The organism is Phaeobacter piscinae, from assembly GCF_002407245.1.
Lineage (GTDB): Bacteria > Pseudomonadota > Alphaproteobacteria > Rhodobacterales > Rhodobacteraceae > Phaeobacter > Phaeobacter piscinae.
The window spans coordinates 2,367,964-2,383,337 of record NZ_CP010681.1 but is presented as its reverse complement, the minus strand read 5'-3'; the positions used below and the strand labels follow the sequence as shown (position 1 = coordinate 2,383,337).

The 15,374-nt window shown below is 59.7% G+C and carries 15 protein-coding genes; 12 read left to right on the top strand and 3 right to left on the bottom strand.

What is annotated here, in order from left to right:
* The first annotated feature begins 15 nt into the window (after nt 1-15).
* The 5 genes from phaeop14_RS11190 to phaeop14_RS11170 all read left to right on the top strand — a co-directional run bounded on the left by phaeop14_RS11190 (nt 16) and on the right by phaeop14_RS11170 (nt 3,308).
* Nucleotides 16-264 carry an accessory factor UbiK family protein gene (locus phaeop14_RS11190; RefSeq protein WP_040180341.1) on the top strand — a complete coding sequence of 83 codons (249 nt, stop codon included), beginning with the start codon at nt 16-18 and terminating at the stop codon, nt 262-264.
* Nucleotides 265-638: 374 nt separating this feature from the next.
* Nucleotides 639-1,139 (top strand): type III secretion system chaperone family protein, encoded by a 501-nt coding sequence (locus phaeop14_RS11185; RefSeq protein WP_014880732.1) that lies wholly within the window; start codon nt 639-641, stop codon nt 1,137-1,139.
* Nucleotides 1,140-1,196: 57 nt separating this feature from the next.
* Nucleotides 1,197-2,024, top strand: a complete 828-nt coding sequence (proC, locus tag phaeop14_RS11180; RefSeq protein WP_096789570.1) for a pyrroline-5-carboxylate reductase — start codon at nt 1,197-1,199, stop codon at nt 2,022-2,024.
* On the top strand, nt 2,017-2,355 hold the full coding sequence (locus phaeop14_RS11175) for a tRNA-binding protein (protein WP_040173948.1): 339 nt from the start codon (nt 2,017-2,019) through the stop codon (nt 2,353-2,355). Before proC ends, phaeop14_RS11175 begins: the two co-directional genes overlap by 8 nt.
* Nucleotides 2,356-2,381: 26 nt before the next feature.
* Complete coding sequence (locus tag phaeop14_RS11170; protein WP_193438270.1) at nt 2,382-3,308, top strand: 2-hydroxyacid dehydrogenase; 927 nt, start codon at nt 2,382-2,384, stop codon at nt 3,306-3,308.
* Between the two features lie 61 nt (nt 3,309-3,369).
* Here phaeop14_RS11170 and phaeop14_RS11165 read toward each other — a convergent pair whose 3' ends face one another.
* Nucleotides 3,370-3,969 (bottom strand): thymidine kinase, encoded by a 600-nt coding sequence (locus phaeop14_RS11165; protein WP_040173952.1) that lies wholly within the window; start codon nt 3,967-3,969, stop codon nt 3,370-3,372.
* Nucleotides 3,970-4,356: 387 nt separating this feature from the next.
* On the opposite strand from phaeop14_RS11165, the gene phaeop14_RS11160 reads away from it, so the two are divergent.
* A complete protein-coding gene (locus phaeop14_RS11160; protein WP_040173954.1) occupies nt 4,357-4,818 on the top strand; it encodes a hypothetical protein in 462 nt (153 codons plus the stop codon).
* Between the two features lies 1 nt (nt 4,819).
* Nucleotides 4,820-5,569 (top strand): arsenical resistance protein ArsH, encoded by a 750-nt coding sequence (gene arsH / locus phaeop14_RS11155; RefSeq protein ID WP_096789568.1) that lies wholly within the window; start codon nt 4,820-4,822, stop codon nt 5,567-5,569.
* Between the two features lie 99 nt (nt 5,570-5,668).
* On the opposite strand, the gene phaeop14_RS11150 is transcribed toward arsH, so the two are convergent.
* Nucleotides 5,669-6,793, bottom strand: a complete 1,125-nt coding sequence (locus phaeop14_RS11150; protein WP_096789567.1) for a beta-ketoacyl-ACP synthase III — start codon at nt 6,791-6,793, stop codon at nt 5,669-5,671.
* Between the two features lie 211 nt (nt 6,794-7,004).
* On the opposite strand from phaeop14_RS11150, the gene phaeop14_RS11145 reads away from it, so the two are divergent.
* From phaeop14_RS11145 to phaeop14_RS11130, 4 genes are all read left to right on the top strand, one after another.
* Nucleotides 7,005-7,502, top strand: a complete 498-nt coding sequence (locus phaeop14_RS11145) for a MarR family winged helix-turn-helix transcriptional regulator (RefSeq protein WP_040174104.1) — start codon at nt 7,005-7,007, stop codon at nt 7,500-7,502.
* Nucleotides 7,503-7,505: 3 nt separating this feature from the next.
* On the top strand, nt 7,506-8,549 hold the full coding sequence (locus phaeop14_RS11140; RefSeq protein ID WP_040173957.1) for an efflux RND transporter periplasmic adaptor subunit: 1,044 nt from the start codon (nt 7,506-7,508) through the stop codon (nt 8,547-8,549).
* Between the two features lie 11 nt (nt 8,550-8,560).
* The gene (locus phaeop14_RS11135; protein ID WP_096789566.1) at nt 8,561-11,605 is read left to right on the top strand and encodes an efflux RND transporter permease subunit; all 3,045 of its coding nucleotides are present in this window, start codon (nt 8,561-8,563) and stop codon (nt 11,603-11,605) included.
* Between the two features lie 588 nt (nt 11,606-12,193).
* Entirely contained in the window at nt 12,194-12,907 is a 714-nt protein-coding gene (locus phaeop14_RS11130) for a trypsin-like serine peptidase (RefSeq protein WP_096789565.1), read from the top strand.
* Nucleotides 12,908-13,033: 126 nt separating this feature from the next.
* On the opposite strand, the gene phaeop14_RS11125 is transcribed toward phaeop14_RS11130, so the two are convergent.
* Entirely contained in the window at nt 13,034-14,341 is a 1,308-nt protein-coding gene (locus tag phaeop14_RS11125) for a serine hydroxymethyltransferase (protein WP_040180338.1), read from the bottom strand.
* 118 nt (nt 14,342-14,459) lie between these two features.
* On the opposite strand from phaeop14_RS11125, the gene phaeop14_RS11120 reads away from it, so the two are divergent.
* A complete protein-coding gene (locus phaeop14_RS11120) occupies nt 14,460-15,341 on the top strand; it encodes a LysR family transcriptional regulator (RefSeq protein ID WP_096789564.1) in 882 nt (293 codons plus the stop codon).
* The last annotated feature ends 33 nt before the right edge of the window (nt 15,342-15,374 follow it).

The window sequence follows — 15,374 nt, the reverse complement described above, 5'->3', positions numbered from 1 at the left end:
GACATGGAGAAGACAATGCAGACGCGCAACAAGATCATGGATGATATTTCTCAGCTGATGACCAATGCCATGGGCGTGGCCCATGGCGCGCGGGAAGAGGCGGAGACCGCGATGAAGGGGTTGATCGATCGTTGGCTGGCGGATCGCGATTTCGTGACCCGCGAGGAGTTCGACGCGGTGCGCGCCATGGCGCAGAAAGCCCGCGAGGAGAATGAGGCGTTGAAAGCGCGGCTTGATGCGCTGGAAGCGGGCAAATCCGGCTGACGCTCTCCCGGTGCTGTTCCTGGGGGACACACCCAGGGAATGGCTGAAATATCCGATCTGCAACATTCATTGGCGCACGGCCTCGTCTGGGCTGTGCGCCATTCTTCTGCCGGTATGTGGGGCGCAGTGCGCGATCTTGATGCCTGCAACCGCGTCCGATCTGAAACTCACGGCGCTGTCACGATATTTTGAGGGTATGGGCGGTTCGTCCACAACTTATTGCAGTTATCCCCAAATAAAGGGTTGCCAGACTCTCTCGCTGCCTCCACCATATCTAGTAGGAGAAGAGGAAAGTCTCCTCTCCTTATTGAGCAGGCCGCTAGCAATTGGGGGTGCCCCGCATCTCTTTTGCTAGAGATCAGAGAGGTGGCAACATGGCTCTTTCCGAACATTTTCTGGAAGACGAAATTCACCCTATCGACATCGTCGAACATCTGGCCTCGGACCATGATTGGGATTTCGACCGCATAGGCGACGATCAGATCGCGATGGCGGTGGAAGGTCAGTGGCGAACTTATTCGCTGACACTGGCGTGGTCCGGCTATGAAGAAACCCTGCGGATGGTGTGCAGCTTTGAGATGGAGCCGCCGAAGGACCAGCTGCCAAGGCTCTATGAGCTGATCAACGAGATGAACGATCAGTGCTGGGCCGGCGGTTTTACCTTCTGGCCCGATCATAAGCTGATGCTTTATCGTTATGGGTTGGTGCTGACCGGCGGGCAGGTGGCCAGCCCGGAGCAGATCGACACGATGATCAACTCCGCTGTCGCCAATTGCGAACGCTACTATCCGGCCATCCAGCTGATGGTCTGGGGCGGGCAGTCGCCGCGTGACGCGCTTCAGGTCGCCATTGCAGAGGCTTACGGGCGCGCGTAAACCTTTCCCTGAACCGGTCCCGCATGGGGCCGGAGATCCGATCAGGGGAGGGGAAAGATGCAGGTATCAGAGATCGCAGCGCGCGGCATCGCGCTTTTGGGCTGCGGCAAGATGGGCTCGGCCATGTTGGCGGGCTGGCTTGACCGGGGGGTATCCCCGGAGGCTGTCTGGGTGATCGATCCCAACCCGTCCGATTGGCTGCGTCAGACAGGTGTTCACATCAACGCGCCGCTGCCTGAGGCGGGTGCCGATGCACCGGGGATCGTGTTGATCGCGGTCAAGCCGCAGATGATGGGTGAGGCATTGCCGCAGCTGCAACAGCTCGGCAATGGCGAGACGCTGTTCATTTCCGTGGCCGCCGGGACCTCAATCGCCACCTACGAAAGCCTGCTTGGCGCCAACACGCCGATTGTGCGGGCGATGCCGAACACACCGGCTGCGGTCGGGCGTGGCATCACGGCGATCATCGGCAACGCCTGTGCCTCTGCGGACGATGTGACCCGTGCGGAGACGCTGCTGCAGGCCATCGGTCAGACGGTCCGGCTGGAAGCTGAGGCGCAGATGGACGCGGTCACCGGGGTCAGCGGCTCCGGTCCGGCCTATGTCTTTCACCTGATTGAAACCCTTGCGGCCGCCGGGGAGGCCGAGGGACTTCCGGCGGATCTTGCCATGCAGTTGGCTAAGGCCACGGTGGTGGGGGCAGGCGCGCTGGCGGAAGCAGCAGAGGAAACCCCAGCAGAGCTGCGCGTCAATGTGACCAGCCCCAATGGCACCACACAGGCTGCGTTGGAGGTGCTGATGGACGCGGACAACGGCTTCCCTCCCTTGCTGCGGCGCGCGGTGGCGGCGGCCTCCAACCGGTCAAAGGAGCTGTCGCGTGGATAACATCAGTTTCGACGATTTTCTGAAGGTCGATATCCGCGTCGGCGAGGTTGTGCGCGCTGAGGACTACCCCGAGGCCCGCAAACCCGCGATCAAGATGTGGGTGGATTTCGGCGACGAGATCGGCGTCAAGAAAACCTCGGCGCAGGTCACCGCACATTACACCCCGGAAAAACTCTTGGGCAGACAGGTGATGGCGGTGGTCAATTTCCCGCCCCGGCAGATCGGCAAATTCATGTCAGAAGTGCTGGTTCTGGGGCTGCCGGACGAGGCGGGCGAAATCATGTTGATCGGCCCGGATGGGGCTGTACCACTTGGGGGGCGGATGCATTGAGCGGTAAACTCTGGATTACCCGTCCGATGACCGCGGCTGTTGAGGCGCGGGCCCGGTCGGAATTCGATGTCGAGATCCGGCAGGAGACAACGCCACTGAGTGCCGAGGACCGCCAGCGGGCGCTGCGTGAGTTTGATATCGTTATGCCCACCCTTGGCGATCAGTTCGACGCGGCGAGCTTTGCCGGTATCTCCGCACCTCGGTGCAGGCTGCTGGCCAATTTTGGCGTCGGCTACAATCACATTGACGTCGACGCCGCGAAAACTGCGGGCATTGCGGTCAGCAATACACCGGGCGCGGTCACCGATGCCACCGCCGATACCGCGCTGACGCTGATGCTGATGACCGCACGTCGGGCGGGCGAGGGGGAGCGGCTGGTCCGCTCCGGTCAATGGCAGGGCTGGCATCCGACCCAGATGCTGGGGCTGCATCTGACCGGCAAACATGTGGGTATCGTCGGCTTCGGTCGCATTGGTGAGGCCATCGCGCGGCGCTGTCACTTCGGTTTTGGCATGTCGGTCAGCTATCTGGCGCGCAGTGAAAAATCACCGGGCTTTCCGGCGGTCCGGGTCGACAGCCTGAATGCCTTGGCGGCAAGTGTCGATGTGCTGGTGCTGGCAGTGCCCGGCGGTGCCGAGACCCGGCATCTGATCAATGCGGGGGTGCTGGCGGCGATGCGGCCCAAGGCGCTGTTGATCAATATAGCCCGTGGCGAGGTCGTGGACGAGGCGGCGCTGATTTCGGCCCTTCAGACGGGGCAGATCGCCGGGGCCGGGCTGGATGTCTATGAGTTCGAACCAGAGGTGCCATTGGCGCTGCGGCAGATGGAGCAGGTCACGCTCCTGCCGCATCTGGGCACAGCCACGGAAGAGGTGCGCAGCGATATGGGACAACTGGCGCTGGACAATGTGGCGGCCTTCCTGGCTGGGAAGCCGCTGATTTCGCCGGTTTGACAAAATGCAAAGGTTGGGGCGCGGAGAGTATGCGCCCCGCCTTAGTTTTGGTCTGAGTGCGTCAGTCAGACGCCTCCGCAGGCAGGTCACCCGTGGCCTGTCGCCAGTGGCGACGGCAGAGCGACACATATGTTTCATTGCCGCCGATCTGTACCTGGGCCCCTTCGGTGATGGTCCGCCCCTGATCATCCTGCCGGATCACCATGGTCGCCTTCTTGCCGCAGTGACAGATGGTGCGCACCTCGCGCATTTCATCAGCCAGCGCCAGCAGTGTCGCCGATCCCGGAAACAGCTTGCCCTGAAAATCGACCCTGAGCCCGTAGCACAGCACCGGCACCCGCAGATCATCCACCACCCGTGCCAGATCCCAGACCTGATCCGGCGACAGAAACTGCGCCTCATCGACAAAGATACTGGCGACCGGGCCCTTGGCCAGACGGTTGGCGACCTTGTCAAACAGGTTCTCGCCGGGGCGAAACATATCCGCCTCGGCGCCGATCCCGATGCGGGAGGCAATCCGCCCCTGACCGGCGCGGTCATCCAACGCCGCAGTCAGCAGATAGGTGTCCATATTGTTCTCGCGGTAGTTATGCGAGGCTTGCAAGAGCACCGTCGATTTGCCGGCATTCATGGTGGAGTAATGAAAGTAAAGCTTGGCCATGGGGCTGATTTAGCCGCAGTGCCCCCCGGAGGAAACGGTTTTCTTCATCAGATGCGGCCAGATGTGGAATGGCAGGGCGGGCTTGGGTGAGCCATCCGTGAAGCACCCTGCACGCTGATGTCGGTCCGAGGCGAAACAACCCGAGAAACGAACCACACGACACCCGCGGCAGGGCGCAAACTGGACGGAAATTGCCCACCAGCGAAGGCCCACGAAACACGCCCCCGCCCCCAACACATTTCCCTGTCGTAAGACCTGGATCAGCGCTGTAAGTCCCTTAAAACCTTAGGGATAGAAATAGGTTCGCATTTCCTTTAAGTGTCGTGAATGGGAAATTAACGCGTTTCTTCCCCAATGGGGAAGCGGTCATATGCAGGTAGAATTTATATGGCAGACATAGGTACTTATCTAAAAAAACACACCGAGGCGCTGGTCAAGGATGTGGGGATCGAGGCGGCCTGCCAGATCACAGGGAAATCCAAGGCGACGCTTGGCCGGTATTACTCGGATAATGCCGAACACGCCGATCGCTTCATGCCGGTTGATGCAGTGGCCAAGCTTGAGGCCGCGGCCTCCTTTCCGCATGTGACATCGGGTCTGGCGGATCTAAAGAACATCACCCTATCGTATTGTGAGGCAAGCGCGGCGTCAGAGGCCCGCAGCGGTGGCGTCAATGCCGATGTGATCGCACTGAGCCAGCGTTTCGCCACCTTGATGAGTGAATACCAGGAGGCGATGGCCGATGGAATTATCACCATCAACGAGGCCAAGCGACTGCTGCGCGAAACGGTGATGTTGCAGCAGGTGTTGCTGGATATGAAACTGCATCTGGAAGAAGAGAGTGGCTGAGATGTCAACGGGGAAGGCCGCGACGCTTGGAGCACGAGCGGCCGAGGATCTGCCTGCGCTCGTTGACGCTGCATTGCCACAGATTGATGTTGCTGGTCTGGCAGCGGCGGACGATCCGCAGCATCCACTGCGTATTCTGCTCCTTTACGGGTCGTTGCGGTCTGTAAGCTATTCACGAAAAGTCGCCGAGGAGGCTGCGCGGATCCTTCGCGCGCTGGGCTGTGAGACGCGGATCTTTGATCCGAGCGGATTGCCCCTGCCGGATGACGAAGGATCCGAGGGACATCCCAAGGTCACCGAACTGCGTGATCTGGCGGTCTGGAGCGATGGCATGGTCTGGTCCAGCCCCGAACGCCATGGCGCAATGACCGGCATTATGAAGACACAGATCGACTGGCTGCCGCTGTCGCTGAAGGGCGGCATCCGCACCACGCAGGGCAAGACGCTGGCGGTGATGCAGGTCTCCGGTGGGTCGCAATCCTTCAATGCGGTCAATCAGATGCGCATTCTGGGCCGCTGGATGCGGATGATCACAATACCCAACCAGTCCTCCATTCCCCGAGCCTGGCTGGAATTTGGCGAGGGCGAGCGACTGCCTGACGGACCGTTCTATCGCCGGGTTGTCGATGTGATGGAAGAGTTGGTGAAATTCACCTGGCTGACCCGTGGTCGCAAGGATTACCTGGTCGACCGCTATTCCGAGCGGGTTGAAGATGTCGAAGCCGTGCATCAGCGGGTGTCGCAGAAATAGCCCGGATCGTCAGGTGCTCCGTTATAAAACAGGGCCTGCCACACTCGGCAGGCCCTTTTCTATGGCTCATATTCTAAACTAGGGCGAACCTGCGAAGGTTCAGGCAACGCGGCGCAGGATAACGGAACCCACGGAATAGCCTGCCCCAAACGAACAGATCAGCCCAAGATCCCCCGCGACCAGATCGTCTGAGTATTTCGAGAAAGCGATGATCGACCCAGCTGAGGATGTATTGGCGTAATCCTGCAGGATATTGGGCTGTTCACCGGCCTCCGGTGTGCGGCCGAGGACTTTCTTGCCGATGAAATCATTCATCGTCTTATTCGCTTGATGCAGCCAGAGCCGCTTCAGGTCGGTGTTTGCAATCTCTTCAGCCTCCATATGCTCGGCGATGTGCTGGCTGACCATCGGCAGCACTTCCTTAAACACCTTACGCCCGTTCTGCATGAACTGCATGTCGCGGCGATCCTCGACGCCGTCCGGGCGGGAGCGGCGCAGGTAGCCATTGTTGTTGCGGATGTTGTTGGAGAAACTGGTGGCACAGCGGGTCGACAGGATCTCGAAATAAGCTCCCGTTGCGTCTTCGCTGCGCTCGATCAGGGTCGCTGTCGCCACATCGCCAAAGATGAAGTGACAATCGCGGTCGCGCCATTCCAGGTGGCCGGAGCATATCTCCGGGTTCACCACCAATGCCGCGCGGATTGACCCCGACCGCACCATATCTGCGGCGGCCTGAATGCCAAAGGTGGCCGAGGAACAGGCGACATTCATGTCAAAGGCAAAGCCCTCAATGCCCAACAGATCCTGAATTTCGATTGCCAGCGCAGGGTAGGCGCGTTCCATATTGGAGGCCGCGCAGATTACCGCATCAACATCGGCAGCGGTCTTGCCTGCCTGTGCCAGCGCCTTTTTGGCGGCATCCAGCGCCATCTCTGCCATGATTGACGGCTCATCATCGCTGCGTTGACGCAACAGCGGGTGCATTACCTCGGGATCCAGAACGCCGCTTTTGTCCATCACATAGCGCTGCTCGATGCCGGAAGCCTTGAGAATGAACTCTTCCGAGGAATGCGCCAGCGGCTCTATCTTGCCAGCGGCAATCGCCTCAGCATTTTCGGCATTGGTCTTGTCTGCGTAGGCATTGAATGCCGCGACCAGCTCGGCGTTGGTGATCGTCTGTGACGGGGTGAAGACGCCCGTGCCGGTGATGGCGGGTGTGAACATGCGCTGGACCTTCGGGTGGTTTTCAAAAAGTGCTGCATATCTGGGCATCTTCCCCCTGTCAGGTCAAGTCTGGCGCCATGGCTCATGGCAATAGCTGCTCCTACGTCAACGCCACAGGGAGGGGGCCGCAGCCGGTTTGAGGCGCTTAGAAAACTTCCTTCCTTGAATAGTTCGAATTTTGAAGTATATGCCCCCTGAAGGCGGTGGCGATATGATTCGAGACTCCGACAAGATTTCTGACCATGACACTGACCAGGCTTCGCGCGAGACCCGCCCGGAGGTCTGCGCGATGTTGGGCGTTTTTGCGCTCTATTGGCGCATTGATGCCTGCATCGAAGACAGCGTTGATATGCCCGAATTGAGCCGAATGGAATGTCACATCCTGGTGCGTCTTGGGACCCCATCCCGTATGGGGGAACTGGCACGAATGCTGCAGACCGTTCCCTCTTCGGTGACTGCGGCGGCAGACCGTCTGGAACGACAAGGGCTGATCTGGCGCAGCCGCGATCCTCAGGATCGGCGCGCTTGGCTTTTGTCACTAACGCCAGATGGTGTGGTCAAGCGGGATCGCCTGGTGGCGGCGATGTCTGAGCTGTTTCAGCGCATTTCCGGGCTTGACCGGGACGAAATCCAACAATTTGCGGCCCTTTCGGCCAAAATCCATGACACTGTTGTAGCGGCGGACGCGAATCCGCTTCGGAAGGAGTAACTTATGCAGCTGAGTTCGAGAGTCATTGCCGGTATCGCCGCGCTGATGTTGGCAGGGGGACCGGCACTTGCCGCGGATGTCCTGAAACCTGTCAAACTGATGGAAACACAGTCCGGCGCAATGCCCATCCACCGCGAGTTTTACGGTCAGGTCGCCGCCAAGGAAACGGTTGATCTGGCGTTCCAGGTTGGCGGTCAGGTGGTGAAGTTTCCCGTGACAGAAGGTGCCTTTGTGCCAAAGGGGGCGCTGGTTGCTGAACTGGACCTCGAACCGTTTGAGCTGAAACTTGGTCAAGCGCAGCTGCAAAAGGAACAGGCAGATCGCACGGTCACGCGTCTGGAAAAACTGACTGGTACCGTTAGCCAGGTCTCCATCGACGATGCCGAGACCCAGGCGGGTCTGGCGCGGATTGCTCTGCGGGATGCGGATTACGCGCTGGAACATGCAACTCTGAACGCCCCATTTGATGCGTTGGTTTCCAGCCGGGAGGTAGCGTTGTTCAGCACCGTCAGCGCGGGTGCGCCGGTTGTGCGTTTGCACGACATGTCGGAACTCCACATTGAGGTCGATGTGCCTGAAGTGCTGTTCCAGCAGGGGGAAGACAATGACGCCCTGACGATCACCGCAACCTTTCCAAACAGCGATACCGCATATCCGCTGGAAATTCTGGAATTCGATGCCGAGGCCAGCAGTGTTGGCCAGACCTATCGCGTGACTTTCCGCCTGGATCCGCCAAAGGACCGTCAGGTCTTCCCCGGGGCGTCCACGACCGTACGGGTCACTGTGGATACCGGGTTATCAGCTATCGTGGTTCCACCGACCGCAATTGTGCCCGCCGCCAATGGGGAGCCCGGCGTGATGCTGTTTTCACCCAAAGGTGGGGATGAGGGCACCGTGACCTGGACCAAGGTTGAAACCTCCGCCACCGATGGTGGCCAGATTGAGATCACCTCCGGTCTGCAGGGCGGTGAAGAAATCGTGCTGACCGGTGGCGGCGCGCTCGCCGATGGTGAGGCCGTGCGCCGCTTCACCGGCTTCACCAACTGAGGGCGGATCTTATGGACATTGCACGCGGGTCGATCAATCGGCCGCTTTATACATGGCTCATCATGCTTGCCGCACTGTTTGGCGGGATCTGGGGGTTCCTGAACCTCGGACGGCTCGAAGATCCGGCCTTCACCATCAAACAGGCGGTGGTCATCACCCAATATCCCGGTGCCAGCGCTGAGCAGGTGGCACTGGAAGTCTCCGAACCGCTGGAATCGGCGATCCAGAAGATGGGAGAGGTGAAACAGATCACCTCAATGAACCAGCCGGGGCTGTCGCGCATCGACGTTGAGATGCAGGACACTTTTGACGGAAGCGAGCTTCCGGCCCTCTGGACCAAGCTGCGCAGTGAGGTCGAAGATGCGGCCCGCGAATTGCCCGAGGGGGTGAGCACCCCCTTCGTCAATGACGGGTTCGGGGATGTGTTCGGCGTCTTCTATGCGGTGACAGCCGAGGGGTACACTGATGCGGAGCGTCACGAACTGGCGACCTTCCTGCGCCGTGAACTGCTGGCGGTGGATGGCGTGGCCGATGTCGAAATCGCTGGCCTGCCGGAAGAGGCGATCTTTGTCGAACCGAAGATGGCGATCACGGTAAACCAGAACATTCCGATCAATGCAGTGTCGAACGCTCTGGCCACGGCCAATTCGGTGCGTTCTGCGGGCCAAGTTGACAACGGGCCGGTGCAGACGCGCGTCAGCGCTCCGGAAGGCTCCGACTCCGTGACGGAAATTGCGGGTCTTACTGTGGGGTCTCAGGGCGAGGTCATCAATATTATCGACATGGCCGATGTCCATCGTGGCCGGGTGGATGATCCGTCCCAGATCATCCGCTTTGACGGTGTTGAGGCCTTTACCATTGGGGTTGCAGGTCTGGCGACAGAAAATATCGTTGAGGTGGGCCAGCGGGTGGATGCGCGTCTGGCTGAGCTGGACAGTCAGATCCCTTACGGTGTTGAGCTGAAACCGATTTACCAGCAGCATGTCGTCGTCGATCAGGCGTCCAATGACTTCCTGGTGAATCTTGCGATGTCGGTCGGCATCGTGGTGATCGTGCTGGCGGTCTTCATGGGCTGGCGGGCCGCCATCGTTGTGGGCACCACGCTGTTGCTCACGGTTGTCGGAACGCTGATGTTCATGAATTTCTTCTCCATTGAAATGGAGCGGATTTCCCTTGGCGCGTTGATCATTGCGATGGGGATGCTGGTGGATAACGCCATCGTTGTGGCGGAAGGTATGCAGATCTCCATGGCGCGGGGGCGGAATTCTCGCGAGGCCGCGCATGAGGCGGCATCAAAAACCCAGATCCCGCTGCTGGGGGCAACCGTCATTGGCATCATGGCCTTTGCCGGTATCGGCCTCAGCCCGGATTCAACCGGTGAGTTCATGTTCTCGCTGTTTGCGGTGATTGGTATTTCGCTGCTGCTCAGCTGGCTTCTGGCGCTGACGGCAACGCCGCTTCTGGCTCACTACTTCTTTAAACAGGGGAGCGGTGACGATCATGATGCCTATTCCGGGATCCTGTTCCGCACCTACAGCAAGATTCTGCGGCTGTCGCTGACACTGCGCTGGTTTGTGGTGCCGGGGCTCATCGCGATCACAGTGTTGTGCTTTATTGGCTTTGGCCAGGTGAAGCAGCAGTTTTTCCCCAACTCCAACACGCCGTTGTTCTTCGTGCACTACAAGCTGCCGCAGGGCACGTCGATCACCACCACCTCACAGCATATGCGTGTGTTTGAGGAGTGGCTGGCAGAGCGGGACGATGTGGAAACAACGAGCACATTTGTCGGGCAGGGGGCCACGCGTTTCATGCTGACCTATGATTCCGAAGATCCAACCCCCAGCTATGGGCACCTCATCATCCGGGCCACCAGCCTTGAGGCGATCCCGGCGCTGCAGGCGGATCTGGAGGCCTTTGGTCAGGGGCGTTTCCCTGAGGGCGAATTCCGCACCAAACGGCTGGTCTTTGGCCCCGGTGGTGGCGCCCCGATTGAGGTGCGGTTTGCCGGGCCTGACCCCCGGGTGCTGCGGCAGCTGGGTGAGGAGGCAATGCAGCGTCTGAAACAGGCGACACCAGATATCCTGAGTGTGCGTCAGGACTGGCGCGAGCAGGAAATCACGCTGAAGCCGATTTATGCCACGGACCGGGCGCAAACTGCCGGTGTCACGCGGGAGGCTATCGCGGATGCGCTGCAGTTCTCCACCGATGGTCTGCGGGCGGGTGTGTTCCGCGAGCGGGATCGCTTGATCCCAATCGTTCTGCGCCGTGCCGAGGTTGGTGAATATAATCTGATGGATCAGCTGGTGTTCTCTGAGGCGGCAGGTAAATTTGTGCCGCTTGAGCAGATGGTCGACGGGATTGACGTGGTGGTTGAAAATACCCTTGTCCATCGCCGTGATCGTGTGCCCACGCTGACAGTGGGTGCAGACATTCCAGCAGATCTGACCGCAGCCAGTGTTTTCTCGCAGGTCAAAGACACCATTGAGGAGATCCAGCTGCCTGCGGGCTACACAATGGAGTGGGGCGGGGAGCATGAGAACTCTGCCGACGCCAATGCCAGCCTTGGCAAGCAGCTGCCGGTCACGATCCTGATTATGGTGCTGATTTCGGTGCTGCTGTTCAATGCGATCCGCCAACCGATCATCATCTGGCTGTTGGTGCCGATGTCGGTGAACGGGGTGGTGATTGGCCTCCTTGGAACTGGTATGCCCTTTACCTTTACCGCGCTTCTCGGTCTGCTCAGCCTCTCTGGCATGCTGATCAAGAACGGTATTGTCTTGGTTGAGGAAATTGATCTGGTCCGGGCGGAAGGCAAACCGCTGCGTGAGGCCATTGTCGAGGCGTCCGTGTCGCGTTTGCGCCCGGTCATGCTGGCGGCGGTCACCACCATCCTTGGCATGGCACCGCTGCTGACCGATGCCTTCTTTGTGTCGATGGCAATCACCATCATGGGGGGGCTGGCTTTTGCCACTGTCCTGACCCTGGTGGCCGCGCCTGTGTTCTATCTGATCTTCTTCGGACGGGATGAAAAACGCGAGCAGGCCGCCGCAGCCTGATCACAGCGCCTGATATTTCAAGAGAAAGCCCCGGTAGCAGAACCGGGGCTTTTTTTTGCAAATCGCCTTCTGATTGCGGGGCTGGGTCCGCAAGATGGCCTGTGGAGCGGCATAGGCAAAGCGGTACGGTCCCCGTGCAGGGCAAATACAGGCGCGGCTGCTGGTATTTCAGCGGCAAAATCCTGCTGTGATCCGCGCATGATCTCTTAAGACTTATGCGGTGGCAAAGCCCCGACAGGATTCGCCCCAATTGCCAGTTTGGCGGGCCAAATTCCGCCTTAATCCCCGCGATTCCTTTCCAGATCTCAGCGCAAGCCCCGTTTCCACAGGGAAAATCGCACTGAAATCCTTGCTGGAAAAATGACATTTTTTCCGATGTTTGAGCGAAATTTCCCTAAAAACGTTCAGAGAGGTTAAGGAAAATATAGTGCTATGGCAGTCCCATGACCGCAGTCGCCGTGCGCGTTAACTGATTGTTAAACATGTCACATTCTGCGCGCCTTTCTGACAGCTCTCCACAACTCCAAGCCGCATTCCAGCCTCAGCCGACCCCGAAGATGGCGATGTGGGAAAAAATCGGAGTGGACCATGAAACGCATTATCCGGCTGATCGCCGCTGCTATTATTTCGAGTACAACCCTGAGTCTATCTGCGGAGGCGCAGTCTGCCGGAGTTAGGGCCGTGCAGGGATGGGAAGCTGTCGGACGGCTCAATATTGCCGGGCGCAATATGTGTACCGGCAGTCTGATCGCGGCCAATCTGGTACTGACCGCCGCGCATTGTCTCTACAATCCGCAAACCGGTCAGGCAGTGAACCCGCGAAGCATCAAATTCGAGGCCGGTCTCAATGGACGCAGGGCCAAGGCCTCACGCAGGGTTGTGAAAGCAGTTGTCCATCCCGGATATCGCCACAGCTGGTCCAGTCGAAGCGAAGCGGGCAGCGATATTGCAGTTTTGCGCCTGGATCGTCCAATTGCGGGGAGTAAGATCCGCCCGTTCTTATTGGCAGCAGCTCCAACACCCGGTGAAAGTGTCGACGTGCTGTCCTACACTATAAATCAGGCAACCCGCCCGGCCCGTGAGCAAGGATGCCGGATCCTTTCGACCAGAAGCGAAACTCTGGTGACCTCTTGTCGGGTAGAATATGGTGCCTCAGGGTCGCCTGTTTTACAGATGCGCAAAGGTGGCACGCCGATGCTGGTTTCCGTGATTTCGGCCAAGGCTCAGATGGGCCGCAAACGGGTGTCGCTGGCCACCACCTTTGATGGATCGCTGCGCAGGCTAATGCGCCGCGCGGGCTGAGCTGGGCCCGCCCAGCCTCCGCTCCGTTTCCCACAATTGCGTCTGTGGGGGGTGGGCGGCACCCAATCGGTCAATAACCCCGGAGCGCCTGCTCCGGGGTTTGTTCAGGACGGGATCGGAGGCGCGTCAGTTGACGAAATGGAGCCGGTCAAACTGTCGCCGCCACGCGGAAACCTGATCCTGAACCGGCTCTCCACGCAAAGCGGCCGCGATTAGCGTGGCCAAGGCGACGGCATCTTTGCTGGTCATGCCCCAGCGCACCAGCTCTGGCGTGCCGATCCGCAGGCCGTTCATATCGCCCTCAACCGCAGGCAGGGGCAGGCCGATCCCGCAGGCCAGAAACCCATTCCGTCGCAGCAGTTTTGACGCGGCCTGCCCGCCACCATAGATCTCGGCGCGCAGCGCAAACTGATGGGACATGGTGATGCCGTCGGCTGTTTTGAACAGTGGCAAGCCTTCTGCCTCCAGCGCGGCTGCAAGGCTCTTTGCCATCGCAATCATTTCGGACGCATAGGCCCGGCCGTGATCGCGCCAGTCCAGCAGGGTCACCGCGAGGGCTGCGGATTTTGCCACATCAAAGTTCGCCGTCATGCCGGGAAAGGCGATGCTGTCCAGCGCCTTGGCGATTTCGGCATCGTTGCTGACGATCAGCCCACCGGCAGGACCACCAAGGCTCTTGTAGGTGCTCATGGTCATGAAGTGGGCGCCCTCGGCCAGCGGATCGGCCCAGGCCTTCCCTGCGATGATCCCACATTGATGGGCCGCGTCAAACATGACCTTGGCGCCAATCTGATCCGCGATCGCCCGCACGCCTGCAACGGGGTGTTCAAACAGGTTGAGACTGCCGCCGATGGTAATCAGCTTGGGGCGTTCCCGCTCTGCGAGCTGCTGAAGGGCCTCCAGATCGACGGTATAGCCATCTTCGAGCACCGGTGCATCGATACTTCGTAGCCCATAAAGCCCGGCACAGCCGGCGGCGTGATGGGTCACATGTCCGCCGATGCTGGCGGGCGGTGCAATGATGGTATCGCCGGGGCGGCAGGTTGCCATAAAGCCGTAGAGATTGGCGAGCGCGCCGGACGGCACGCGGATTTCGGAAAATTCCGCATTGAAGACCTCGCAGGCAAGACGCGCTGCAATCACCTCGATTTCTTCAATGGCCTCTAATCCCATCTCATATTTATCGCCGGGATGCCCCAGCGATGGGCGCGACCCCAGACCCGAAGCAAGCAAAGACTCCGCCCTTGGGTTCATCACATTGGTGGCCGGGTTGAGGTTGAAACAGTCTGCCTCATGAATCACACGGTTTTCTTCGACCAGGGTCGCGATACGATCCAGCAATTGATCGGACGCTGCACCGGCCGTGGCCCGGGTGATGTCCTCGATCCGGGTGATACTTGCTTCGGGAAGCCAGCTGTGGGGCGCTTGAGTCATCTGATCCTCCATCTATGGATAGCTCTGCCTGTGCTCACTTTGCGCTTGATGGGCGTGACCGGGCAAACCAGATTTGCTATTTCTTGGCGTAGAAAAACTAAGCCTGAAGCGAGCTGCCATGACTGTCTCCCCCAGACGCCCCAAGGGGCCTCCTTTGAACGCGATGCGGGCGTTTGAGGCTGCCGCGCGCCTCAACGGTTTCGTTGCTGCGGCACAGGAATTGGGCGTGACACCCGGCGCGGTGTCCCAGCAGGTAAAGGCGCTGGAGGACTGGACGGGCACGCCGTTGTTTCAGCGCAACCCGCAGGGGGTGCTGCTGACCGCGGCGGGGCAGGCGCTGTTGCCAAGCTTCGTGGACGCGTTTGATGCGCTGGGTGCGGCGACGCAGGCCTTGCGATCGCTACGACCGGTCCAGGAGCTACATATCGCCGCCCTGCCTTCCATTGCGCAACTGTGGTTGCCGCAGCGGCTCGAACGATTGCGCAGGGCGCTGCCAGATCTGAAAATCTCCGTCACGGCGATGGAGGAACCTCCAAATCTCAACCGTGAACTCTTTGATTTTGCGATTTTCTACGCATCACCTGAGGAGCGCCCGGAGGCAGCGCTGGTCTTGCAGGGAGACCGGATCTTTCCGGTTTGCGCTCCGGCGGTTGCTGCGGGGCTGAACCATCCGGAAGACCTGTCACAGGTCGCCCTGTTGCAGGATCAGACCTGGGCTGGGGATTGGACGCAGTGGCGCAAGAGCAGCGGACTGGTTCTGCCAAATGCCGACAGCGGCCCAGCCTATTCGCTCTATAGCCTGGCCCTGCAACAGGCGATTGCCGGAGCCGGTGTGCTGATGGGGCATGAGGCTTTGGTTGCTGATGCGCTGGGTCAGGGCAGCCTGATGTGTCCGTTCAAGGATCTTATCGCGGACAGCGGGCGCCAGCTTATCCTTGTCCAGCCACCGCGCGCCAGAAGAGGCCCGGCGCATGAGACCATATTGGGGCTACTGAAATAGAGAGGCAGTTGCGATAGCAAAAAGGCCCCGACA